The organism is Psychroserpens sp. AS72, from assembly GCF_038900375.1.
Lineage (GTDB): Bacteria > Bacteroidota > Bacteroidia > Flavobacteriales > Flavobacteriaceae > Psychroserpens.
Genome location: NZ_JBBMRC010000003.1, coordinates 501377 through 525696, shown reverse-complemented (window position 1 = coordinate 525696; position 24320 = coordinate 501377). Strand labels below are relative to the sequence as shown.

Below are 24320 nucleotides of genomic sequence, written 5' to 3'. Positions count from 1 at the left end.
TGAAAAATAAAAATGTGTCGCGTTAACGACACATTTTTAATATTGAGTTTTTATACAATTATTTAGCTAAGGATAATTCTCCAGCATCTATTGATTTAGCATAATTAGCTTTAACATCAGTTAAATAGCCAAAAAATTTGCTGTTGTCCTTTTTCTTCAAAACCACATATGTATCACCATTTTTATTGGTGTTTACTTCAGTAATAACTACAGTATCTCCATATACACTTTTATATCCCGAAATTTTACCTCGCTTTTTTAAAATGTTCGTTTTAGGAAAAAATACATAATTGAATGTTTGCGCATAGGGTTCATTTATTTTTAAGACATCACCAACTTTAGGTAAATCTTGTGAAAAAGATATACTAAAGCATCCTAAAAAAAAGAGTGTAAAGATTAGTTTTTTCATAATTTCAGTTTTTATAGTTGACAATAATTTAAAATAAATAAAATTTTCAAATTTTGAAATGTTTTTAAAAATAATTAACACAAAATGTATATAGGTTTTTAATCATTTTTTTGAGTAATAATTACTCAAGGTTTCAAGTTGTTTTCTAAATTTATATTAATTTTAGTTTTCAAAATAAACTTACATAGAATAATGGAAATATTAGGAATAGGATCAAGAATAAACCATAACGAATTTGGAAAAGGTGTCGTAACAAACGTCACATCAAAACATTATTGGGTCACCTTTATGGATAACGGATTAGAAACCATTGAGATTGATAGCGATTTTGAAGTTATAGAAGCTTGCGAAGATGAAGTAGATACAATTAGCTTTGCAGAAGTAGAAAGCAGTCTTGTTCATATTTTAAAAAAATGGAGTGATGCTTCGGAAATCGTCAACATTTCAGATAAATGGAAAGGTGGAAAACTCATCATGGAACCAGGTGACACTAATTTACAAGGTAAAGAAATGTCTATTGATAGCTTTTTTCATAAAATTACGATGGTAAGAGATCGCTTGCGTGTGATGGAACAAAAAATCAACTCAAGCAAAAACCTCGATGAACAAGAGAAAATAGATTTACAACAATACATTACTCGTAGCTACGGAAGTTTAACGAGTTTTAATGTGTTGTTTAAAATGAAGTCACAGCAGTTTGTTGGACAGAAGAGTAAGTAGTTATCTTTATTAGTTTTCAGTCTCAGTCTCAGTCTCAGTCTCAGTCTCAGTTTTCAGTCGATAAATTCAACCATAATTGAAATAAAGAACAACTTTTATTATTTATAATTATGAGTAAGCAAACAAGAGTAAGCACAGCAGAGTGATCAACTATTCTAAGAAATAGTGAGCTTCAATTAGATTAAATATTGAATACACTAGGAAACCATTCCAAAATTTAATTAGTTATCCTAGAAACTCTAAAAGAAAAAGCGAACGTCACTTGTGATTTCCTAAGAATGGTTTTGATTTTTTGGTTTGTTTTACATCAAGGCAAAATGAACATAATAATTTTACAACAAGAACGATTTCATTTTTATAATCGCCTATGTTTATTCTATTGATCTCATGATATGCTTCGCAATTTGCATCAAGGCAAAATGAATGTAATTAAAAAAATATCACCTATTCTTTTTTTCATTGCCGAAAAAAGAACCAAAAAAGTCTAGCCTTAATTTTAAAACTTACCTATCTATTTCTCGAAAGCTAAACAAAAAGAAACTCAACTTCGCTACTCGCGAAGTCTTAAACAGCTTTTTGTTTTTAACGCTTTACTTCGTCGGATAGGTGCCAAGTTTTAAACTTAGGGTATTTTAGTCTGATTTAGAGAAATACGCTTTTCTTATCAATACCACATAAACAATCAAAGGCACTAACAAACAAATAACTACAGAAGCCACAGTGTAATCCATACCAATAGGATTAAAACCTCTTAGAAAGTCTGCAGACTTATCAAACAACGTATTGGAGAATTCTGAAAAGTCTTTAATGAAAAGCAATACAAGAAATACTATTGACGAAAACCCAATTTTAAAATAGTGCTTTCCTTTGATTTTATCAATTAAAAATAGCCATGTCATTGGGATAATAATAAACCAAATAATAATATTAATTTCTTTATAACTAAAACCTGTGATTTTTGATAGAAACATTAGGAATTCGTAAGTCTGTTCAAAAATCTTTTTCATTGAATTTAATTCGATATACCAAATCTATCTGTGAATCTATGTGTATTAGTTTTTACTGCAAACTGTCAACTGATGACTGTTCACTAGTTTTTATATCCTCAATCTCCAAACCAAAAGCCAGCAACTTATGAAACGTTGGTAATTCTGCTCCAGTATCAGTCGTTTTCCAATCGCTCCATGACGCTTCTAATCCGTTAATTGGTAAAATATCAACCCACATTTGGTAGCTTTTAGGTTTTCCATTCTCATCAAAATGCCATAAGTATGAATCTCCAGGAGTAGAGCCACCATTGGTGTAAGTTATTAATAATGCGTTTTCATTGTCTTCAGTTTTTACGAGTCTGCGTTCTACACCTTCATCAAAAACCTTGTAAGGTGCAACTAACCAAAAGGTATCGTTATTGAAATAATCAACAGCTTTTTGGATATAATCTTGTTTTTCTTTTCCTTCATATTTAATTTCTAAATGATCAGCAGACTGGTCAGAAAAGTAAACATGAGATTTACTAAGGTCTGTTAAATCTAGATTAACTTTGACATTTTTCCAATAGACTTCACAGGTGTTTTCAGTTTTAAACCATTTGTAATGATGATGTTTTTTAAATGTGAATTCTATATAATCTGTGGCTTTGTAGGCATCATGATTTAATACGTTAAGCATTTTAGTTGCGAGTTGATCTGCAGCTTGTCCTTGTTCTCCAGTTGGTAAATCTTCATTGTATTTAAAGTACATAAAAGCAAAGAATAGAAGTGAAGGCAATGTGAAAAAGATGATGACTCCTCCAACAATTTTCAGTATTTTTTTTGGTTTAGATTTAGATATTTTTTTTGACACAGATAGTAACTATTTTAATTTCTCGTGGCGAAGTTAATATTAATCTTTAGTAGATGGATAAGAGGACAAGCCTATTTGTTAGTAAATAGGCTTGAGTCTTTGTATTACAATAATTAATTGTCTTTTTTATAACCTTCGGGACGTTTAGATCTCACAGGAGCAGCAGGTTCTGGCATTAATTCAAACTCTTTAATCTGGAGTTGTTTCAAGGCTTCTTCAACAGCACGTTCTAATTGCGGATCTTGACCTTGACTCACTAATTTAGGATGTTGTATCACTTCAATATCTGGAGCAACACCTTCTCCTTCTACTGCCCAATTTCCGTTGACATCATAAAAACCACCACGAGGTGCAACCATGCGTCCACCATCTATAAAAGGAGGCGTATCCCAAGTACCAACCAATCCACCCCAAGTTCTTGTACCAACGATAAGTCCTAAATTTGCTTCTTTGAACATGTATGGTAATAAATCACCACCAGAGCCAGCACGTTCATTTATGATCATGACTTTTGGACCCCAAATTCCTGCCATTGGTGTTGTCCAAGGACGATTGGTTTTCGTTTTGCTATTAAAATAACCCAAGAGCTTACGATTCATAATATCAATCATATAATCTGCAGCAGATCCACCACCATTATTACGTTCATCTATGATAGCTCCTTTTTTATCTTGTTGTGAAAAATAATAGCGATTAAAAGACGTGAAACCTGGATTTCCAGTATTAGGTACATAAACGTAAGCGAGTTTTCCATTTGATAATTTATCAACTTTACGACGATTACTTTCAACCCAATCTAAATATCTTAAACTACGCTCACTTGAAACAGGCTTGATTAAAACTGTTTGAGCACCAGTCATTGATGGTTTACTACTGACAGTGATATTAATTTCCCGACCAGCAGTTTGCTCTAATAATTGATACGGATTTACTTCCGAAGTTAGTGTAGTTCCGTTTATTGCAAGCAAGTAATCACCTTCATTAATGGTAATTCCAGGTTGTGATAAAGGTGCTTTGGTTTCTGGATTCCAGCGTTCTCCATTATAGATTTTTTTGATTTGATAAGATCCATTATGTAACACAATATCTGCACCCAATAAACCAACGGGAACGTAATCCACATTAGGTAAATCACCACCACGAACGTAAGAATGACCAATGGCAACCTCACCACTCATAATATCCACAACATAGTTTAAATCGGTTCTGTGACGTACATGATCAATCCAAGGCGAATACCATGCATACACATCATCCCAAGGTGCTCCATGAACATTGTCAACATATAAAAAGTCACGCATATAACGCCAACCTTCTTTAAAAATTTGTTTGTATTCTTCTTTTGGATCAATTTTTATTTTGAGGTTTGTATCGATTTTTCCATCTGAGAAATTAGCTTTTCCTTTGGTTGCTACAATTGCCCATTGTCCGTTTTTATTAATAAGCGTACTATTTCTATCTTCGGAAATGAGCATTTGCTGGACACCTTCGTCAAAAATAGAAGCTTCATCTTTTTCGGTATCAAAATCATGAATTTTTACACCATTTCCATCATCTTGAGCTTCAGCAACAAACACATGACCTTTAGGCGCTTTTGCTAAATCTACATAATTACCATCTGGTAAATTTAAAGCAACAGCACGATCAAATAATCCTTTAGTATCAATTTTTACAGTGATAGCAGCATCTTTGGTCTTGTCTTCTTTCTCTTTATTATCCTTGTCTTTCTTTTCGTCTTTTTGCTCTTCTAATGCTTCTTCATCAGTTTTGATGTGATTTGGTGCTTTGTCTTCCGCAGATAAAACAATAGCATACAAACTTCGTGTCGTTTCGGGATCGTATGAACTCATGTCTAGCCAACCTGTTGCTAATCCGTAATTGGTGCTCGCCAAAGTATATAGATATTTACCAGAAGCATCCCAAACAGGACTAATAGCATCTGCCAAAGGATCAGTAATTGGGATGATTTTTTTAGAATCAATGTTATATGCGTAAATCGATTTGAAACTACTATTATTTTGTTTTGCATACGCAATCCATTTACTGTCTGGTGACCACTTAGGATTCATGCTACGATTTGGATGTGCATAACCTTCGGTATCTGCAATGACAGCTTTTTTTGTATCTAGGTTAATTACCCAAATATTAAAATCGGTATCTGTGTAAGCGATATGTTTTCCATCTGGTGACCAATCTGGTTGAAAATAGAATGTGTTATTAGGTAACTTAATAGAGGTTTGATTTTGACCATCTTGATCTGCAATAACCATTTGATATTCGCCACTTTTATCTGAGAACCAAGCAATTTTATCACCTTTAGGCGACCAGATTGGTGTACGGTCTGCAATACCAGATGAATTTGTTAAGTTTCTCCATGTCCCATTTTCTTTTGGAACTGTAAAAATATCACCTCTATGTTCAAAGATGGCACGTTTTCCGTTAGGTGAAATATTTGGGTTTGATAATTGTCTGCCAGATACATCTTCCCAACGTGAACGTGAAAAGTTTAAATCTGCTTTGACTTCAATATGTAATGTTTTTGTGGTTCCGTTTTCTGGATTAAGCGTGTGTAATAAACCGCCTTGCTCATAAACAATCATATTGTTACTAGCATCTAAGCTCTTGGTGTCAAATTTTTTATGAAAAGTCATTTGCTTTTCAGTTTTTGTTTTTGGGTCAAAGGACCAAATATTACTTGTATAATCACGCTCTGACAAATAATACACAATACCATTAAGCCAAACAGGTTCTAGGTGACGTTCTTTATCTAATTGAGGAGTGGTTATTAATTCTTTAGTTTTTAAATCTACAATCCAAATTGGCATAGCTTGACCACCACGATAATTTCGCCATTCTGGATCCCAAGATGTAATAGGAGTGTAGGCAATATGTTTTCCATCTGCGGAAATATCGCCATAAGCAGCTCGCGGAATATCTAAAGCCACAGGTAATTCTCCTTTTGGAGACACTGTGAAAAACTTGTTGGTTTGTGTTGGTCGTCCTTCTCTATTTGATCGAAAAAGTATGTTGCCTTCTGGTGTCCAACCTTGGACAACATCTGCTGCAGAATGATAGGTTAATCGTTTTGGTTCTCCACCTTCCGAAGACATAATAAATACATCTACATTACCATCATATTGTGCAGTAAATGCAATCCATTTACCGTCATTAGAAAAATGCGGACTCGATTCATAACCAATGTCGCTGGTGAGTCTGATTGCTGTTCCGCCATTTGTGGATGCTTTCCAAAGATCGTTGGCATAGACAAAAACGACGTCGTTGTTGTGGATGGTTGGTTGTCTTAAGAGTTTGGTTTGAGCTGATGCTGTGATTGCAAATACACTCAAGAAGGCGAGGATTAATCGTTTCATATTGTGATTAGATTTTTTTTGTACCTAAAGATACAAAATTGATGAAACGATTTTTTGTTGCAATTGTTAAAATGGTAAACAGTTATTCTTTTATAATTAAGAAATTATGTTTTTCCGTTTTAGAATGTAATTGAATAATATAGTGTCCTGAATTTAAAAACTCTAAGTTAATTGGTGTTAAAGTTTCAAAATTTGTTTGATGTACTTGTCGTCCAGTTATATCATAAACCTTCAAGACATTAAAAGCTGTCAAGCAATCAATAGTTATTGAGTTATCAACTGGATTTGGATAAAATGTAAAGTTTGATTTTTTATAGTCAATGACATCTAGTGTACAATCTGATGTCAATGTAATTCCTGTTAAATTATAATCTAATATTTTATCTTCTAAATATTCAAAGTTAAAATCGTCGGCACAAATGAGTTCTAAATTAGTGTTGTTTTCAAAAAATAAAGAAGGTCTTGGAGGTATCATCGGATTAAAAGTGTCATCAAATATTTCTCCGTTTTTCACATATAATGTGGTGAGATTTGGGTTATTACTACATTCTAACCTAACTTTTGGATTCGTAGCAACTGTGACATCTATTGTAGTTAGTAGATTGTTTTCACAATTAATAAACAAAATGAGTCCAGGATTAATTAACCCAACTCCAGAGACATCTATTGAGGTTAATAAATTATTATCACAAGACAATCCTATTAATGGAAGATTCTGAATTAATAACTGTGTTAATTGATTATCATCACAATTTAAATTTCTGAGACTAATTGCGTTTGATAGATTTAATTCTGATAAGTTGTTATTAGTACAAAATAATTCTGTTAACGATGATGATTGTATAAAATCAATGCTATCAATATTGTTGTCGTTACAGTTCAAGTATTCCAATTGTGGATTTATATTTAGTGTCGTAAGTTGATTATCAAAAACGCTCAAATAAGTTAAGTTCTCTAGCATGCTAACATCTAATTGTAGAAGCTGGTTATGTTGCAAAGCAAGTGAATTAAGATTATTTAAAGTACTAACATCTAATTGTGTTAATTCATTGTAGAGACATGATAATTGAGTTAAATTTGTGAAAAACTCAACACCAACTAAACTGGAGATGTTAGAGTTTATAGGTATAAATAACTCATCAACCAAAGCAGCTTCACTAACTTCAATTTCACCATCACCATTAGTATCAATAATAATAGCAATGTTATCAGAATTCATTGCAATAGAATCTTCGATATCTGTAGTTAATAGTAAATCTTTAAAATTTGGATCATCAAAATTTATGATTTGTGAGTTAGCAGATATCGTTATAATTACAAAAATAAAGAATATTACTTTTTTCATTTTTCAATTTTCATTTGCTATTTCAGTTTCAATAGTACTCAAGGTGTCTTTGCTAAAAGCTATAAGTTCCTCAAAAAAAGAGGTGAACTCTTCTTCAAACTCAGTATAATATTCTTGGAGTTCTACTGTTGCAGTATGCATTCCAGATCTGTTTTTTGTTCGTCGGTTCATACCATTTAAAACTTTTTGAATCCCTTCAATTTTAGCGTAACTCAATAGCCAATTATCTGAAATCATATGTGGCATCATTTTTTGAATTCTCACAGGTAACGTTTCATAATTATTTTCTAATAAATCATAAAAACGCTCTATATATTCTGGTAAAGGGATGTCTGAATATTGCTTCCAGTTTTTAGCCAAAAAGTGATCATAGAGAATATCTACAATAACTCCACTGTAATGACCATAATTTTTATGCAAACGCTTTGTGCTCAATCTTACCGTTGGATGCGCATCTGTAAATGTGTCTATTTGGCGATGTAATAAAATACCTTTCTGTATGTCAATTGGATATTTTTTATAGCGTTTACCACGTATACCATCAGCAATAAAATTACCAATCGTGATTTGATTATCGTTATTTGAAAGAAAAATATGGGCTAGAAAATTCATTCAATAAATATATGTATTTTTGAGTTCTAAACGCTTACACTTGGATAGATTACCAAATTTAGATCCCTTACGTTTTTTATTGGCCTCGTTGGTTTTGTTTTTTCATATTCCACTACTAAGCAGAAATCAAGGTCTTCCATATTATCTAGATATTCCAATTTTTAATAGAGGTACAGAAGCCGTTTATATGTTTTTTGTGCTAAGTGGATTTTTAATTATCAGACTTATTTATAGATATAAAAAGCGTGATGAATTTTCTATTCGGAAATTTTATATACGTAGAATTCTTCGCATTTTTCCGTTATATTATTTAATTGCCTTTTTTGGATTTACGTTTTATTGGTTGATTTTGCCAGCATTAAACATTCCTTTTGAAAATAATTATAACCTAGGAGAAGGTATTTTATTGACCACATTTTTTCTTCCTAATATTTTTGGTAGACTTTATGAACCTGGAGGTATTTTAGAGGTGTTATGGTCTATTGGTATCGAAGAACAGTTTTATTTGATGATTGCTCCACTTTTATATATAGTGAAGAAAAACAGGATATTACTCATATTGTCCATTTTAACGATAGGTTACTTTATACTATTTCATGTTAACGGTTTCCATTATTTACGTCGATTTGGTTTTGTTTATTTTTTACTTTTTTTTGGTGGTATCGTTGCTATTTTGGAAGAAAAGAACAAGTTAGAATTTTTTAAAATTTCCGCAGTAATTCCGATTCTAATTGTGATAGCAACCCTTTTATATTTCACAACAGATGTTTTTAAATTTAAAGAACTCTGGATGCGTAATTTGTCAACAATGCTATTGTTTGGGTTATGTATTCATACGCTTGCTCATAATAACTTCGGAAAAGTGCTCAACAACAAATATCTCAACCATCTAGGACATATTAGCTACGGAATTTACATGTTTCATGTCATAGCTTTAAATTTCGTCGTGTTTTTTATGCTTAAAATCCAAGAACTGAAAATTTTTAACGATACCATAACCATTCTTTTAATTTATATATTGACTTTTGCACTAACAATACTTTTAGCACATTTGAGCTATAAATATTTTGAAACTTATTTTTTAAAACTGAAAACAAAATTTAGATAATGACACTTATAAAATCAATCTCAGGAATACGTGGAACCATTGGCGGTAATGTTGGTGATAATTTAACTCCAATTGATGCTGTTAAATTTGCATCAGCTTATGGTACATGGATCAAACAACAACGCAATAAAGAAAACTATAGAGTTGTGGTTGGTAGAGATGCAAGAATTTCGGGAGAGATGATTCAAAATCTAGTGATGAATACATTAGTCGGATTAGGAATACATGTCATTGATCTTGGTTTATCAACAACACCTACTGTAGAAATTGCTGTACCAATGGAACATGCAGATGGTGGTATTATTTTAACAGCAAGTCACAATCCAAAACAATGGAATGCACTTAAATTACTTGATGCTAAAGGCGAATTTTTAAATGGAGTTGAAGGTGCTAAAATTTTAAAAATAGCCGAATCTAATGAAATGACCTTCGCAGAAGTTGATGACTTAGGAGAAATTGCAATTAATGATGCGTACATTGATATACATATTGATGAAGTTCTTGATATGGATTTAGTGAATGTAAAAGCGATTGAAAAAGCTAATTTTAAAGTCGTTGTAGATGGTGTGAATTCTACAGGTGGCATTGCAATTCCGTTATTATTAGATCGTTTAGGTGTTCATGCTGTAAAATTATATTGTGATCCTACTGGACATTTTCCTCATAACCCAGAACCTCTAAAAGAACATTTAACAGATTTATCAAAAGAAGTTGTTAAAGAACATGCAGATTTCGGAATCGTTGTAGATCCAGACGTAGATCGTTTGGCATTTATGGACGAAACAGGAGAAATGTTTGGAGAAGAATACACATTAGTAGCTTGTGCAGATTATGTGTTGAGTAAAACACCAGGTAATACGGTCAGTAATATGAGTTCTACGCGTGCATTACGTGATGTGACTGAAAAGCATGGAGGAACTTATGAAGCCAGTGCAGTAGGAGAGGTTAACGTTGTGAATCTAATGAAAAAAAACAATGCTGTAATTGGTGGTGAAGGCAATGGCGGAATTATATATCCAGAATCTCACTACGGAAGAGATGCACTAGTTGGTGTGGCTTTATTTTTAAGCTTATTAGCCGAAAAGAAAATGAAAGTAAGTGAGCTTAGAGCTAGTTACCCAAATTATTTTATGAGCAAAAAGAAAATTCAGTTAACACCTGAATTGGATGTTGATGCGTTACTTGTAGCTATGGAAAACAAATACGCTCATGAAAACTTAACCACTATAGATGGTGTTAAAATTGACTTTGCAAATTCTTGGGTACACCTCAGAAAAAGTAATACTGAGCCAATTATTAGAATTTATACCGAAGCACCAAGTCAAACTGAAGCAGACGATTTAGCAGATCGTATCATTTCAGAAATTAAGGCAATCGCAAATATTTAGTATCTTAGCATAAAGCACTTTTATTATGATTTCTACGGAAATGTCAACATCAAAACCCTCTGAGCTCGAATTGTATTTTGATCAATTTAGGCAACATATCATTGGAATAGATCAAGAGTTTGAATCCCCTTACGGAAACAAAAAAATTATCTATACAGATTGGACCGCTTCTGGACGATTATACAGACCAATAGAAGAGAAGCTTTGCAATGAGTTTGGACCTTTTGTAGCAAATACGCATACCGAAACTACGGTTTCTGGGACAGCAATGACTAAAGCGTATCATGAAGCAAAACATATTATCAAAAAACATGTCAACTGTGATGACGATGATGTGCTAATCGTTTCAGGAAATGGAATGACAGGTGTTGTGAATAAATTTCAAAGAATTTTAGGATTAAAAGTGCCTGAAAACTTGAAACAATATACAACGATTCCTGATGAGATTCGTCCTGTAGTTTTTATAACGCATATGGAACATCACTCAAATCAAACTTCTTGGTTGGAGACCATTGCCAAGGTTGAAGTGATTCCACCAGATGACGAAGGTTTATTTAGTATTGAAAATTTAGAAATTTTATTAGAGAAATATAAAGATTGTACATTAAAAATAGCGTCTGTTGTTGGAGGTTCTAATGTCACAGGAATTCAAACACCACATCATAAAATTGCAGAAGTTATGCATCAACATGGTGGTGTGTGTTTTGTAGATTTTGCATGTTCTGCACCTTATGTTGACATTGATATGCATCCAGAAAACGAACTACAAAATTTAGATGCAATTTTCTTTTCTCCACATAAATTTTTGGGTGGACCAGGAACTTCAGGAGTATTGATTTTTAACAAAAAGTTATACAAAAATATGGTTCCAGATTGTCCAGGTGGAGGCACTGTAAGTTGGACCAATCCTTGGGGAGAACATAAGTATATTGACAATATTGAAGATAGAGAAGATGGTGGTACTCCAGGTTTTCTACAAACCATAAAAACAGCACTTTCTATTAAGCTTAAAGAGCAAATGGGAGTTGATAATATTCTCAAACGCGAACATGAATTAGTTGATACCGTTTTTAATGCATTACGTTCCGAAGAAAATCTTACAATACTTGCTGGTCAGCATCAAGATCGTTTAGGTGTGATTTCTTTTTATATTGACGATTTGCATTTTAATCTTGGTGTGAAATTATTGAATGACCGTTTTGGGATTCAAACCAGAGGAGGTTGTAGTTGTGCAGGAACTTATGGACATTTTTTACTACATGTAGATCAACAAACGAGTCATGAGTTAACCAATGAGATTTCTATTGGAGATTTAGTTCGTAAACCAGGTTGGATACGTATGTCTATTCACCCAACAACAACGAATAAAGAAATGGCTTTTGTTTGCGAAAGTCTTAAGGCTTTAGCTCAAAATCATAAAGAATGGGCTAAGAGTTATCAATATGATGGTAAAACGAATGAGTTTATTCATGAATCACTAGTAGGTAAAACTGAAAACAATACTCAAATTAATTCGTGGTTTTCGCTTTAACTACTTTATAATTCTCGGGAGAATCGTCTTTATATTTCCAACGTTTGTGCGTCCATAAATAATATTCTGGAGCTTCATTGATTTGTTGTTCTACTAAACGAAAAAAAGCATCTGTAATATCGTAGTTTTCAAACTCTTTTGGATGTTCTGTAATGGTTTCAAAGGTCGTTTCATAATACCCTCTTTTTAATCGTTTCACTCTAAAGAAAACAACCGCTAAATCTAGACGTTTTGCCAGCATTTCTGCTCCTGTGTGCATTGGTACTCTGTGACCCATAAATTCTGACCAATGAAGCGCTTTCCATGATTTTGCTGATTGATCTGATACAAATCCGCAAATAAAAGTTTTATTGTCAACTTTAGCTCTTAATAATTTTGGGATGGTCTCCTTGGTAGTTATCAACTCGCTATTGTATTTGGCTCGAATACCTTTGATGAGTTTATCAAAATATTTATTTTCAATTCGTTTATAAACAGCATAACCTTTATTTTTAATATAACTCTGGAGTACAAAAATCCACTCCCAACTTCCATAATGAGCACACATTAGTGCTATGCTTCTTCCATTATTTTCTAATTCTTGGAGAAGTTCTATATTGGTGAATGTGAAACGTTTTTTCATTTCTGCTTCAGAAATAGTTAAAGATTTGATAGCTTCAACCATCATATCACATAAGTGATGATAGAACTTATTAGTAATGATTTTTATGTCTTTATCAGATTTTTCTGGAAACACTAATTTTAAATTAGCCACAACAACTTTTTTTCTATACCCAAATACTTTATAAATTAAAAGATAGAGCACATCAGAAAACGCATATAGCAATCTAAAAGGAAGTATAGAAATAAGCCATAAAAAAGGATAAACTAAAATGTATATTATAAATTGCATTATTGATTAGATTTGCAGTGGCAAATATATATATAATAAAACGTTTATAGTCTATGGGTAGTTTGAGTTTATTTACCATTATAATTATTGGAGCAAATGCTTTAATATCCTACAAAGGATTTAATGATTACGGTTTTTTTGAACGCTATAAGTTTAATGTAGGAGGCATTAAAAGAGGTGAGCAGTTTAGAATGTTTAGTTCTGGCTTTTTGCATGCAGATATGCAGCACTTGTTATTTAATATGGTAACGCTCTATTTTTTTGCGGATTGGGTTATCTTTGATTTAGGCGAGCTTAATTTTTTAATTGTCTATGTAGGAAGTCTTACGTTAGGAAGTTTATTGTCTTATTACTTTCATCAAAATGAATATCAATATAGTGCAGTAGGAGCAAGTGGAGCAGTAATGGGTGTGCTATATTCTGCTATTTTAATGAATCCTATGATGAAAATTAATTTCTTTATTCCTGGTTTTGTTTTTGGAATAGGATATTTACTGTATTCTATCTACGGAATGAAAAAGAGAGTTGGTAATATAGGTCACGATGCACACTTTGGTGGTGCAGTTGGTGGTTATGTTATTACTTTAATTTTAAAACCTTCACTATTTGAAACCGATTTGTTAATGGTAGGTCTATTAGCCATACCAATTGTGATTTTATTCATGATGCATAAATTAGGTAAGATTTAAAATGAAAAAGCCTCTGATAAAACATTAGAGGCTCATTTCCGAAGTAAATAAAAATTTAATTCAATAATTCTGAAATCTTAGCTTCAAGAGCTGCACCTCTTAAATTTTTAGCTACAATTTTTCCTGTTTCATCTAAAATATAAGTTGCAGGAATAGATTTAATATTATAAGCTTTTGCTACAGGATCGTTAAAATAACTTAGGTTTGATACTTGATGCCATGTAAGTTTATCTTGTTCTATGGCTTTTAACCATGCATCTTTAGGATCTTTTTGTCTGCCACTACCATCTAACGATACACCAATAATTTTTAGTCCTTTACTATGATATTTTTCATAAATCTTAACCACATTTGGGTTTTCTCTTCTACATGGTCCACACCAAGCAGCCCAAAAATCGATTACAGTTACTTTTCCCATAGCTTCTTTAAGAGATAATACTTTACCATCTGGAGTTGGTGCAGAAAACTGTGGAGCTATACTACCAATTTGCGTTGCACCTTCAGCTGCTTTAACTTTTTGTGCTTGTGATATTCTCAAAGCAGTTTCTTGACCAAGTTTTGAATTCTTCAATTCACTATTTACGTTATTTAAAGCGTCTTCGAGCTTATCAACATCTGCATCTTTAGAATTCAATTCGTTATTAATAAAAACTAAAGACGCTACATTATCTTTGTTTTTTTCAATATGCATGAACGGTATTTTTGATTCATCTTTATTTAATTGAACCATTTCGTTGTTAATGTTTTCACGTTTAGAGACATCTCCAATTGATCTTAATTGTCCAGTCAATTTAGTACGTCTATTTGCTAATTCTCTTGTGTCTTTAAAATAAGCACTCAAAGCATCGTTAGCCTTTGGACCTTTAATTACAGTATTATCAACTTTATCTTTATCTACAGTTATCGTGTAATAATCGTTATCAATAATAAATGGAGAACTACCGTTAACACTATTAATTGATAGATACCAAATTTCAGGTTTTTCAATTTTACCTTCAAAAACAAACTTTTCATTCATTACAATAGCAGTATCTCTATTGATTTTTCTGTTACGTTCATCTGCAGATTGTAAGTAAACTCTAATCCCATTGTAGATACCAGGAGCTTCACCTTCTATAAGATAACCTTCAAGAGGCGCTTTTTTTTCTTCGGTTTTACAACCTATAACTAATAAGCATAATGCTAAAATTGATACTATTTTTTTCATAATTATAAATTTTGTACTGCAAATATAGTAAGTTACTTGTAAGAAAATCAAGCCTATTTTCATAAATAAATCTAAAATTGCGATACTTTTGTAAAAAATATTTTAATGATTCAACAAGATACTATTATTGCATTAGCAACAGCCTCAGGAAGTGGAGCAATTGCTGTGATTAGGCTTTCTGGTAATGATGCTATCGCTATTGTTGATGCACATTTTACTTCCGTAGTAAAAAAGAAGTCATTACAAAAACAAAAGACGCACACTATTCATTTAGGACATATTGTTGACGATAAGCGTGTTATTGATGAAGTTTTGGTGTCTGTATTTAAAAATCCAAATTCTTATACTGGTGAAGATGTTGTAGAAATATCTTGCCATGGTAGTTTATATATTCAACAAGAAATTATTCAATTATTTCTTCGGAAAGGTTGCCGTATGGCAAACGCAGGAGAATTTACATTAAGAGCGTTTCTAAACGGAAAATTAGATTTGTCGCAAGCAGAAGCTGTTGCAGATTTAATAGCTAGTGATAATGAAGCCTCTCACCAAGTCGCTATGCAGCAAATGCGTGGTGGTTTTTCTTCGGAAATATCTAAACTCAGAGAAGAGCTTATAAATTTTGCTTCGTTAATTGAACTAGAGTTAGATTTTGCTGAAGAAGACGTAGAATTTGCAGATCGTTCTCAGTTTAAAGCCTTAGTTGATAGAATTACTTTTGTTTTGAAACGTTTAATAGATTCGTTTGCTGTTGGAAATGTTATTAAAAACGGTATTCCTGTAGCCATTGTAGGAGAACCCAATGTTGGTAAATCTACATTGCTTAATGCACTATTAAATGAAGAACGTGCTATTGTTTCAGAAATAGCAGGTACTACAAGAGATACTATTGAAGATGAGATATCGATAGGAGGTATAGGATTTAGATTTATTGATACTGCAGGAATACGAGACACTAAAGATGTGGTTGAAAGTATTGGAATAAAGAAAACCTTTGAAAAAATAGACCAAGCGCAAGTTGTAATTTATTTATTTGATGCTGATGATTTTAAAGATCAACGTTCAGCTTTAAAAGTTGAGTTAGAAAAGATTAAGAATAAATATCCGCAAAAACCACTTCTTGTAATAGCGAATAAGATAGATAAAGTTGATGATATTTTAATATCCAAAATACAATCTGACATTCCAGAAATTAAATTATTGTCTGCTAAGACAGGCTTTGGAGTAGAGCAGTTGACTAATTCATTGTTAGATTTAATTAACACAGGAGCACTTAGAAATAATGAAACAATTGTAACAAACTCACGTCATTATGATGCGTTGTTGAAAGCATTTGAAGAAATCCAAAAAGTAAAACACGGATTAGAATCAGATTTGTCTGGAGATTTATTGGCTATAGATATTCGTCAGGCATTATATCACTTTGGAGAGATTACAGGTGAGATTACCAATGATGATTTGTTGGGTAATATTTTTGCTAATTTCTGTATCGGCAAATAGTTTAAACTAATTGTCCCATATCTGTACTACTTTTCTTGAAACACTTGTAAATAGGAGTGAAGTACTTTATGTATCCATGTTTAAAATTATTTAGATTTTATTCAGGACGGGTCAACAAATATCTAGTCCTGAAATATGGCTAAAGGTTTAAATTGAATTTACGCTTTTTTTAAATATTTGGTATTTTATATTCTAAAGATAAATGTAATTCAATTTTATTAATTCATTGCATTGTTTAGTTTTTTCTTGGAACTTTTCGGTAATGGTTTGATCTAGATGAAGTTCATTTTAAAAACTTAAATCGAGGACTATATATCACCTCTTTTTCATTGTTTATTCTCAATGTATTGATCAATATTAAAATTAAATTGGCGACATACAAAATGCCAATGACTATAAAAAATAAGCTTAAAGTCATATCTTTAATTAGCCCGATTTTTGATATTAAGAATAATACAATAGGAATAAAAAATAACAATATGGTCCAGGTGATTTCGAAATTGATTAAATCTTTACCTAGCTTATTACTGTTTTTAATCTTACCTTTTTTCGATGTCCACAGTATAAATGGAATTAGAACTCCTAATAATGGAAAAAATAAAAACATTAATGCTGATAGATTGAGATACGTTAAATACTTTTTATCTTCTTTAACGGACCAATCTATCAACTCATCTGGACTTACATTTAAGGCATTGGCTAATCGCTTCAATGACTCACCTGTGGGATTTGATTCCCCTTTTTCAATCCGTTGAATCGTTCTTAAACTCAATCCAGATTCTTCAGCAAGAAACTCTTGAGACATACCTCTCTGATTTCTTAACTCTTTTACTCGTATGGCTAAATAGTTTTTATCCATTTTCTATAGGTTTATTTTTTGTGACTGTTTTCTGTACCGCATTAGTGCTATTGTTATTGAACCCAATATGAATGCAGGAATTAATTGAACTAACGACCCATAAATCACATGATTTAATAAGGCTTCACCAAAATTATCATAATATAATCCATAATGAGTGCCAATTTCCCATTTCGTATCCACCCACCAAAGTATAGCCACAGGAACTCTTGAGATTGGAGAAAAAATAGCTAAACTTAATAAGAGGATGCGATAAGGCATTTTCTTGTTAAAGGTTTTAATACCTAAATATATGGCAAATCCTAAGGTGAGCCAAAGCAGACCAATAATAAAAATGACATTTTCTGGCAGTCCTATCAATTCTAAAGTATATCTTGTTGGTGATAGAAATAATGATATTATTACAGGTACTTTTGCAAAATGTATCGCCTGTCGCAAAGTAGTTTTTTCGTTATTTTCCATATTAATTCTTTTTAGCAGTGATTTTACGACCAGATTGATTCATAGTTAAACTAATAACCTTCCCCTTTTCATTTGTATTAAAAGTGATTTCTGCATCTACAATTTTTACAAAAAAATGATTTTGAGTTTCGGCAAATAATTCGACCTTCTTGGTTTGACCTGGAGCTAATAAGTATAATTGATTTGTGTTATCCAATCCTATAGTAAGGTTTACATTTGGTTTAACCTCATAAGTACCTGTATAGTCACTTAATATTTCTGAAGGTACATCAATTGATTTTCTCTCAGGTTGATTATTCTCAACCTCTGTTATTTTATTATCGGGTAGATTTACAAATAATTCAGCAACTTGTTTCGCCACGTTATTTACATTCTTACAATTACAGTTGGTTAATGCAGTTATATACAGTTTCTCTTTAGGTAAAAACAGCGCAATACTGGTAAACCCCTTCGTGCTTCCTGTGTGGGCAATTACAGGAGAATTTCCCAGTTTTGAAAATCGAAAACCATATCCATAAGGTACTCTTTTTCCACTGTTTAATAAGGTTGGTGTCATAGCTTGTTTTATACTAGAAGCTTTTAAAAGTGTGTTTGAAAGTAATGCATTTTGCCATTTTAAAAGGTCCTCTGTGGTAGATAAAATAGCTCCTGCGGAATACGCTAAAGACAAATTTATATAATCTGATTTTACAAAATCATTTTGTTCAATGATATAACCCTTAGTAAGGTTGGGAATAACTTGTTTCATATCTCCACAGGATGAATTCTTCATTCCTATTTTATCAAAAATATTTTGTTCTATAAAATCACTGTAAGGTTGTCCAGAAACGATTTCAATAATTCGCCCTAGTAAAATATAGCCTGCATTACTGTATTTAAAACGCTCTCCTGGTTTGAATTCTAAAGGTTCATCTTTAAAATATGCAATAAGTTCTGTAGGTGACATATTAGTTTTAGAAATAAAACCCTTGTCACCAACAGGTGTTCTGTTTTTTATTCCCGAAGTATGGTTTAATAGATGATGAATGGTAATGTCTTTTCCAATTTCAGCATATTCAGGAATGTATTTTCCAATTTTATCCTCAACACTTAACTTACCTTGTTCTTCTAGCATTAAAATAGAAATCGCAGTAAATTGTTTTGTTATAGAGCCAATTTGAAAGACACTATTAGTTTCTAAAGGAGTGTTTAATTCTAAATTAGATTTTCCAAAAGCTTTACTATAAATGGCTTTTCTATCTTTGGCTACTAAAACTGAAATTCCTGGTTCTTTAGAACTGTAAGTTGATGAAACTACAGCATCAATTTTAGATTGATAGCTTTGGCTAAACCCAATATATGTAATAAAAAAGAAAAGGATACTTGTAAAATAATTGTTCATGTGTTTGTATTAAATATTTCGTTTACAAAATTAAATACAATACCCATAGACACTAGCGCCAAACTTATGACATCTTTATGACATCTGTGGTAATTACCTGAAATAATAGTACATGTGGACTTTATTTTAATGAGTAAGTAGAGTTTTTATAGTTTTTAAAGAGAGTTCCATATAGGTAAAGAAATACTACTGTTTCCTGTAAAAGTTATTGTAACTACTGCTTATAGTGAGTTTGTCATTGATGGTTATGAATTAAATATTGTCGATTATTTATTAGAACCATTTCGTTTTGAGCGCTTTTTAAAAGCCGTTAATAAAGTTGTTGATTCAAATAAAAAGGTAAAGAAACCAATACTTGAAGCAAGTGAAACTTTACCAAAACGTATTTTTATTCGTCAGAATAAATCTCCTATTCAATTAGAAATCGATACAATTTTGTATGTAGAAGCTTCTGGAAATTATACAAAAATCATCACTAAAACTGAAACCATTACGATTAGGGATAAAATATCTGATATTTTAGAATCATTACCAACAAATGGTTTTATCCAAGTACACAAATCATTTGCTGTTGCTACACAATATATCAATAAAATTGATGGAAATCGAATACATATTCAAGATCATATCATTCCTATTGGTAAACTATACAAAGCTAATCTTCTTAAAATTTTGAATTAGATTTTTTTTAGCTTAAAATATTATTTAAACCTTAGCTACTAGCAGCTGTGGTTGCTGCTATTGATGCTGACATCATAACAACAATCATCGCTGTTATTTGTGTATGAATTTCTTTAATAGTAGTACCTAATACCAATTTGCATTTCTAATGCCGTATAAAATTAGTTTCTTTTTCACCCATTTGTCGTCATAAAATGGAACCATAGCAATTACTATGCTTAAATTTTATTCCTAAACTGAATAAAAAATAATTCAAATTTTTAATACGGCATTTAGAACACAAATTGGTATAACATATTATTTTCAGATTCAGAAATAATAGCCTTTATATTCTTTTTGTACTTCTTGTAACGTTCTTTGCGGTAAACAATTCTATCCATATTACAAGTAATTATGGAAGCAACAGGTTACTATCATTACAGATTAGCTCAGTTCTTCATAAACAAAGTATTTTAGTTTCTGCTGTCAATCCATTATCAATAAAGCGTTTTCTACAAATGAAATTAGCTAAAGTAAAAACGGATAAAAGTGATGCAAAAGCAATTTCTAACTATGGTATGATCAACGAAGTTCCCTTATACAACGCGCTTACAGAAGTTCAAAGTGGATGTCTACAACTCTTTAGATGGTTGGATAGTTTGATAAAAAAGCGAACAGCTACCAAGAATAAAATTCACGGTGAGGATGTCTTAGGTATTCCATCAAAATATTCTTACCGTTCTCTGAAAAGGACAAAAAAGTTCTTAGGTAAAGAGATAAAGGGGATAGAAGAGAAGTTACTTACTTTGGTAAAGCAAGAACAGCAAGGGAAATTAACACTTTTAAAAGTATCTCAGGTATAGGTGTAAAGACGGCGTTATTTTTAATTGTAGTTACAGATGGTTTTTAAAAGTTTGAGACAGCCTCACAACTTTGTAGTTATGTAGGAATCACACCAACTATAAGAGAATCTGGAATTAGTGTTAGGGGAAGAGCAAGAATTAGTAAAGTTGGCAATAGAAAGTTAAGAAACCTATTATTTCTATGTTCATTTACAGCATGTAAGCATAAAAAAGGCTGCAGAGAACTTTATCTACGTATTGTAAACAAAGCCAAGAGCAAGAAATTGGCATTAATAACTGTATCTAATAAGTTGTTAAAATAGAGTTTTGTTATTGTGAAATCAGGATTAGTATATGATGAAACCCATGTTTCAGTACTGCCTAAATAAATAGAATTAAACAGAAAAATAAAGCTCAAAATACCAAGTAATAGCATTTTGAGCTTAATATAATAGTGAAGAAATTTAACGAAGAATTTATTTGTTTTTTGACTCAGTTCTTTGTTGTAGCACGTTTTTAAATAATTTTATTTTATTAATCGATTTACATTAAGCTTATACATTTTGCCTATTGGAATTTTGTGATCCTGAATAAGTATTCTATTGCCTTCAATCAATTCAATTTTATCTATTGAAATAATAAATGATTTATGCACTCTTATAAATTGATTTTCAGGTAAATTATGAGTAAAGGATGTTAAGGTTTGATGTGAAACGATTATTCTGTCAACCATATTAATTTTCACATAATTTCCATAGGCTTCTATAAATAGAATGTCATTAAGCTTAATCTGATAGTATTTTTTATCTTCTTTTATAAATATTTTAGCGTCTTCATTATTTTCTGAATTTTGTATTGATATGGATTTATTAGCCAATGCATCAGAAACTTTACTAACAGATTTTACAAAACGACTAAAATTAAAAGGCTTTAATAAATAATCGTCAATATTCAACTCATAACCTTCTAAAGCAAATTCTTCATAGGCTGTGGTAATGATTATCTTTGGCTGATTAGAAAGTGTTTTTAAAAACTCTAAACCAGAAAGTTTAGGCATATTAATATCTAAAAAGATAAGGTCAATAGAATGTTTATTTAAATAGTCAAGAGCTTCAAAAGCATTATAACAACTTTTTTGGAATGATAGGTAGGTCAAGTTACTCGCATAATCTTTAATATTATCATGCGAGGCTGTCTCATCGTCTACAATTATATATTTTATCATTTCTTATATATTTCTAATGTTGTTGAATAGATGTTTTCTTCCATACTATTACACAGTTTATGACTATTTGGATATAATAAATTTAATCGATCTTTTAAATTTTTCAGTCCAATGCCTTCATTTACTGAAGTATCTTCAACATCATAATTATTTTTGACAGTAAAACTTATTTTAGTATCATCTTCAATAAGTTTTATATGAACAAATGCATTATCAGTTGCTTTTTCAACTCCGTGTTTAAAAGCATTTTCTAGCAAAATAATGAATAACAAAGGTGCCACTTTTGTTTCTGGATTTTTAATTGATTTTTCAAAATTCACATCAATGTCTTTATGGTATCTGGCAGTTTGTAAATCAATAAAATTTATTAAATAATCTATTTCATCTTTTAACTGCACGTTTTCCTTTCCGCTATCGTAAATAGTGAATCGCATTAAATCTGATAATTTTAGGACATAGTCTTGAGCTGCATCAGCATCCTTTTTTATTAAGGCATACAAATTGTTAAGTGTGTTAAAGAAAAAATGAGGATTTATTTGATTTTTTAATAGCATCAATTCGGCTTCTAATTTATCCTTTTTAAGTTTTTGAATACTTTTTCGGTATTCGTAGGTCCAATAGAAAATTAAATAAGCAACTGCAATTGCTAAAAGAATTCTTACGCTATTCTTTAGAAAGCCTCCATCTAAATCTGTAGTAGCATCAATAGCAAATATTAAAAGCGGAATACTTATTCCTAAAAAGAGATATTTTAATCGAAGGTTAGAAGTCCCAAATTTTATTTTTTCAGTTTGAAAGAGATAATTCAAAAGGGTGTAAAAGACTACTAAACCCAATGAACTTGAAAGCACTGCGAATATTTCGCTTTGAGCGTTTCTTAAGATTAGCATCAAAATAATAATGATTACAGATAGAACTGCTGCTGCTTTATAAAGTTTTTTATGTGTCATGATTTTAATTTATTTATGATTTTGACACAAATCTATATTGCATATTCAAGGTTACAGCTTTTATTTTATGAACGTCTCTTTTCATATTGTAAACGTATCAAATTTAATGATAAAGGTACTTTAAATATCATAATGAGTTGATTACCATTTGATACGCTAGCTTCATCAAAATAGTTCTAATTAACGAATATTCAGCTCTAGGTTTACATCGAATTTAAAACTAAATACATATGAAAACTTTAATTACAATTATTACAATCGCATTATCAACCTTATTTGTAAATGCTCAAACGAGTTCTGAGAAAGAACTATTAAAAACTTTAAATGAAACTACACCAAAGGCATTGCAAGACAATAAAGTACCTGGATTGGCATTGGCTATTATTAAAAATGGCGACGTTATTATTAAAAAAGAATATGGGTTTTCTGATGTATCAGAAAACGAGATTGTAAATAGTAAAACAGGCTTTAATATTGGTTCTATATCAAAAATGTTTACAGCTTGGGGAATTATGAAATTGGTAGAAGACCAAAAACTTAATTTAGATGCTCCAGCTTCAAAATATCTTTTGAATTGGAAATTACCATCTAGTGAATTTGATTCAGATAAAGTAACTATCAGGAATCTATTGCAACATACTGCAGGTTTGTCTGTTCATGGTTACAACGGTTATGAAACTAAAGATGAATTAACTTCAATTGATGCATCGTTATCCGGAACTACTAATCTAGATGAGAAAGTAGAACTCGTTATGGAACCAGAAAGCAAATGGAAATATTCAGGTGGTGGTTATTCTATATTGCAATTAGTTATTGAAGACGTTAGTGGGAAATCTTTTGCGGATTACATGAAAGAACATATTTTTAAGCCTTTAAAAATGAAACAAACAAGTTTTAATATTAGTAAAAAGGTTTTAAAAAATTCTGCAAAGGCCTATGATGAAGAAGGAAATGAAATCCCATTACGCCTTTTTAATGCGCAAGCAGCAGCAGGTTTGCATACAACAATAGATGATCTTATTCTTTTTGCAAAAGCATCATTTTCAAAAAATCCTGTTTTGTCAGAAGAAAGCATTGCTCTTTTGATAAAACCTACCGAACTATCTAAAGGGAATTACGGAATGGGTTATATGATTATGAATCGTTTTGGGGATTTTACATTATCTGGTCATGGTGGTTCTAATGAAGGATGGCAATCTGGTTTTATGCTCGATTTTGAATCAAAATCAGGTATTATTATCCTTACCAACGGCTCTAATGGAAAAAACGTTTTATTTGGAAACCTGCAAGATTGGGCAAAATGGCATGGAAGTAATTAATTTAATGTCTT

Annotated in this window: 21 protein-coding genes and 1 pseudogene; 9 read left to right on the top strand and 13 right to left on the bottom strand. The window is 31.4% G+C overall.

Translation table 11 applies throughout. The features are described from left to right. Positions 1-58: 58 nt before the first annotated feature. Positions 59-409, bottom strand: coding sequence for a hypothetical protein (locus WNY78_RS08520; protein WP_342872776.1), 351 nt, complete (start codon positions 407-409; stop codon positions 59-61). Positions 410-601: 192 nt separating this feature from the next. Between WNY78_RS08520 and WNY78_RS08515 the strand changes: the two genes are divergently transcribed. After that, positions 602-1129 (top strand): hypothetical protein, encoded by a 528-nt coding sequence (locus WNY78_RS08515; protein ID WP_342872775.1) that lies wholly within the window; start codon positions 602-604, stop codon positions 1127-1129. A gap of 632 nt (positions 1130-1761) precedes the next feature. Here WNY78_RS08515 and WNY78_RS08510 read toward each other — a convergent pair. From WNY78_RS08510 to WNY78_RS08490, 5 genes are all read right to left on the bottom strand, one after another. After that, positions 1762-2136 (bottom strand): hypothetical protein, encoded by a 375-nt coding sequence (locus tag WNY78_RS08510; RefSeq protein WP_342872774.1) that lies wholly within the window; start codon positions 2134-2136, stop codon positions 1762-1764. A gap of 52 nt (positions 2137-2188) precedes the next feature. After that, entirely contained in the window at positions 2189-2971 is a 783-nt protein-coding gene (locus WNY78_RS08505) for a hypothetical protein (RefSeq protein ID WP_342872773.1), read from the bottom strand. A gap of 113 nt (positions 2972-3084) precedes the next feature. Beyond that, a complete protein-coding gene (locus tag WNY78_RS08500) occupies positions 3085-6342 on the bottom strand; it encodes a PDZ domain-containing protein (RefSeq protein WP_342872772.1) in 3258 nt (1085 codons plus the stop codon). 82 nt (positions 6343-6424) lie between these two features. Continuing rightward, positions 6425-7687 (bottom strand): T9SS type A sorting domain-containing protein, encoded by a 1263-nt coding sequence (locus WNY78_RS08495; protein ID WP_342872771.1) that lies wholly within the window; start codon positions 7685-7687, stop codon positions 6425-6427. Positions 7688-7690: 3 nt separating this feature from the next. Then, on the bottom strand, positions 7691-8299 hold the full coding sequence (locus WNY78_RS08490; RefSeq protein ID WP_342872770.1) for an ACP phosphodiesterase: 609 nt from the start codon (positions 8297-8299) through the stop codon (positions 7691-7693). A 40-nt stretch (positions 8300-8339) separates the two neighbouring features. On the opposite strand from WNY78_RS08490, the gene WNY78_RS08485 reads away from it, so the two are divergent. The 3 genes from WNY78_RS08485 to WNY78_RS08475 are packed head-to-tail and all read left to right on the top strand — an operon-like array spanning position 8340 to position 12326. Further along, the gene (locus WNY78_RS08485) at positions 8340-9407 is read left to right on the top strand and encodes an acyltransferase (RefSeq protein WP_342872769.1); all 1068 of its coding nucleotides are present in this window, start codon (positions 8340-8342) and stop codon (positions 9405-9407) included. Further along, a complete protein-coding gene (glmM, locus tag WNY78_RS08480) occupies positions 9407-10795 on the top strand; it encodes a phosphoglucosamine mutase (protein ID WP_342872768.1) in 1389 nt (462 codons plus the stop codon). Before WNY78_RS08485 ends, glmM begins: the two co-directional genes overlap by 1 nt. A 25-nt stretch (positions 10796-10820) precedes the next feature. Next, positions 10821-12326, top strand: a complete 1506-nt coding sequence (locus WNY78_RS08475; RefSeq protein WP_342872767.1) for an aminotransferase class V-fold PLP-dependent enzyme — start codon at positions 10821-10823, stop codon at positions 12324-12326. Here WNY78_RS08475 and WNY78_RS08470 read toward each other — a convergent pair. After that, positions 12304-13218 carry a lysophospholipid acyltransferase family protein gene (locus tag WNY78_RS08470; protein WP_342872766.1) on the bottom strand — a complete coding sequence of 305 codons (915 nt, stop codon included), beginning with the start codon at positions 13216-13218 and terminating at the stop codon, positions 12304-12306. The two genes, WNY78_RS08475 and WNY78_RS08470, sit on opposite strands and share 23 nt — an antisense overlap. 53 nt (positions 13219-13271) lie before the next feature. Between WNY78_RS08470 and WNY78_RS08465 the strand changes: the two genes are divergently transcribed. After that, positions 13272-13907, top strand: coding sequence for a rhomboid family intramembrane serine protease (locus WNY78_RS08465; RefSeq protein ID WP_342872765.1), 636 nt, complete (start codon positions 13272-13274; stop codon positions 13905-13907). 55 nt (positions 13908-13962) lie between these two features. On the opposite strand, the gene WNY78_RS08460 is transcribed toward WNY78_RS08465, so the two are convergent. Then, entirely contained in the window at positions 13963-15114 is a 1152-nt protein-coding gene (locus WNY78_RS08460; protein WP_342872764.1) for a TlpA disulfide reductase family protein, read from the bottom strand. A 105-nt stretch (positions 15115-15219) separates the two neighbouring features. On the opposite strand from WNY78_RS08460, the gene mnmE reads away from it, so the two are divergent. After that, positions 15220-16611, top strand: a complete 1392-nt coding sequence (gene mnmE, locus WNY78_RS08455; protein ID WP_342872763.1) for a tRNA uridine-5-carboxymethylaminomethyl(34) synthesis GTPase MnmE — start codon at positions 15220-15222, stop codon at positions 16609-16611. Positions 16612-16894: 283 nt separating this feature from the next. Here the strand turns inward: mnmE and WNY78_RS08450 are convergent, their stop codons facing one another. Genes WNY78_RS08450 through WNY78_RS08440 form a run of 3 tightly spaced genes read right to left on the bottom strand, consistent with a single transcriptional unit; the run spans position 16895 to position 19313 of the window. After that, complete coding sequence (locus tag WNY78_RS08450) at positions 16895-17470, bottom strand: helix-turn-helix domain-containing protein (protein WP_342872762.1); 576 nt, start codon at positions 17468-17470, stop codon at positions 16895-16897. Between the two features lie 3 nt (positions 17471-17473). Beyond that, on the bottom strand, positions 17474-17932 hold the full coding sequence (locus WNY78_RS08445) for a hypothetical protein (protein ID WP_342872761.1): 459 nt from the start codon (positions 17930-17932) through the stop codon (positions 17474-17476). 1 nt (position 17933) lies between these two features. Continuing rightward, positions 17934-19313 carry a serine hydrolase gene (locus tag WNY78_RS08440; protein ID WP_223445425.1) on the bottom strand — a complete coding sequence of 460 codons (1380 nt, stop codon included), beginning with the start codon at positions 19311-19313 and terminating at the stop codon, positions 17934-17936. Positions 19314-19484: 171 nt separating this feature from the next. Here WNY78_RS08440 and WNY78_RS08435 point away from each other — a divergent pair, with 171 nt between their 5' ends. Together WNY78_RS08435 and WNY78_RS08430 are read left to right on the top strand one after the other, a co-directional pair. After that, a complete protein-coding gene (locus WNY78_RS08435; protein ID WP_342872835.1) occupies positions 19485-19994 on the top strand; it encodes a LytTR family DNA-binding domain-containing protein in 510 nt (169 codons plus the stop codon). Positions 19995-20381: 387 nt separating this feature from the next. Continuing rightward, positions 20382-21204: pseudogene (locus WNY78_RS08430) on the top strand (IS110 family transposase); the annotation flags it as partial. 137 nt (positions 21205-21341) lie between these two features. Here the strand turns inward: WNY78_RS08430 and WNY78_RS08425 are convergent. Together WNY78_RS08425 and WNY78_RS08420 are read right to left on the bottom strand one after the other, a co-directional pair. Beyond that, on the bottom strand, positions 21342-22040 hold the full coding sequence (locus WNY78_RS08425) for a LytTR family DNA-binding domain-containing protein (RefSeq protein ID WP_342872760.1): 699 nt from the start codon (positions 22038-22040) through the stop codon (positions 21342-21344). After that, a complete protein-coding gene (locus tag WNY78_RS08420; RefSeq protein WP_342872759.1) occupies positions 22037-22990 on the bottom strand; it encodes a histidine kinase in 954 nt (317 codons plus the stop codon). The genes WNY78_RS08425 and WNY78_RS08420 overlap by 4 nt, the downstream gene beginning before the upstream one ends. A gap of 230 nt (positions 22991-23220) precedes the next feature. Here WNY78_RS08420 and WNY78_RS08415 point away from each other — a divergent pair, with 230 nt between their 5' ends. Continuing rightward, the gene (locus WNY78_RS08415; protein WP_100818301.1) at positions 23221-24309 is read left to right on the top strand and encodes a serine hydrolase domain-containing protein; all 1089 of its coding nucleotides are present in this window, start codon (positions 23221-23223) and stop codon (positions 24307-24309) included. Positions 24310-24320 lie beyond the last annotated feature (11 nt).

Excerpts from the sequence above, each read along its gene's own strand:
- WNY78_RS08520 (WP_342872776.1), bottom strand. The coding sequence starts at position 409 with ATGAAAAAACTAATCTTTACACTCTTTTTTTTAGGATGCTTTAGTATA.
- WNY78_RS08515 (WP_342872775.1), top strand. The coding sequence starts at position 602 with ATGGAAATATTAGGAATAGGATCAAGAATAAACCATAACGAATTTGGA.
- WNY78_RS08510 (WP_342872774.1), bottom strand. The coding sequence starts at position 2,136 with ATGAAAAAGATTTTTGAACAGACTTACGAATTCCTAATGTTTCTATCA.
- WNY78_RS08500 (WP_342872772.1), bottom strand. The coding sequence starts at position 6,342 with ATGAAACGATTAATCCTCGCCTTCTTGAGTGTATTTGCAATCACAGCA.
- WNY78_RS08495 (WP_342872771.1), bottom strand. The coding sequence starts at position 7,687 with ATGAAAAAAGTAATATTCTTTATTTTTGTAATTATAACGATATCTGCT.
- WNY78_RS08490 (WP_342872770.1), bottom strand. The coding sequence starts at position 8,299 with ATGAATTTTCTAGCCCATATTTTTCTTTCAAATAACGATAATCAAATC.
- glmM (WP_342872768.1), top strand. The coding sequence starts at position 9,407 with ATGACACTTATAAAATCAATCTCAGGAATACGTGGAACCATTGGCGGT.
- WNY78_RS08475 (WP_342872767.1), top strand. The coding sequence starts at position 10,821 with ATGATTTCTACGGAAATGTCAACATCAAAACCCTCTGAGCTCGAATTG.
- WNY78_RS08470 (WP_342872766.1), bottom strand. The coding sequence starts at position 13,218 with ATGCAATTTATAATATACATTTTAGTTTATCCTTTTTTATGGCTTATT.
- WNY78_RS08465 (WP_342872765.1), top strand. The coding sequence starts at position 13,272 with ATGGGTAGTTTGAGTTTATTTACCATTATAATTATTGGAGCAAATGCT.
- WNY78_RS08460 (WP_342872764.1), bottom strand. The coding sequence starts at position 15,114 with ATGAAAAAAATAGTATCAATTTTAGCATTATGCTTATTAGTTATAGGT.
- mnmE (WP_342872763.1), top strand. The coding sequence starts at position 15,220 with ATGATTCAACAAGATACTATTATTGCATTAGCAACAGCCTCAGGAAGT.
- WNY78_RS08450 (WP_342872762.1), bottom strand. The coding sequence starts at position 17,470 with ATGGATAAAAACTATTTAGCCATACGAGTAAAAGAGTTAAGAAATCAG.
- WNY78_RS08445 (WP_342872761.1), bottom strand. The coding sequence starts at position 17,932 with ATGGAAAATAACGAAAAAACTACTTTGCGACAGGCGATACATTTTGCA.
- WNY78_RS08440 (WP_223445425.1), bottom strand. The coding sequence starts at position 19,313 with ATGAACAATTATTTTACAAGTATCCTTTTCTTTTTTATTACATATATT.
- WNY78_RS08425 (WP_342872760.1), bottom strand. The coding sequence starts at position 22,040 with ATGATAAAATATATAATTGTAGACGATGAGACAGCCTCGCATGATAAT.
- WNY78_RS08420 (WP_342872759.1), bottom strand. The coding sequence starts at position 22,990 with ATGACACATAAAAAACTTTATAAAGCAGCAGCAGTTCTATCTGTAATC.
- WNY78_RS08415 (WP_100818301.1), top strand. The coding sequence starts at position 23,221 with ATGAAAACTTTAATTACAATTATTACAATCGCATTATCAACCTTATTT.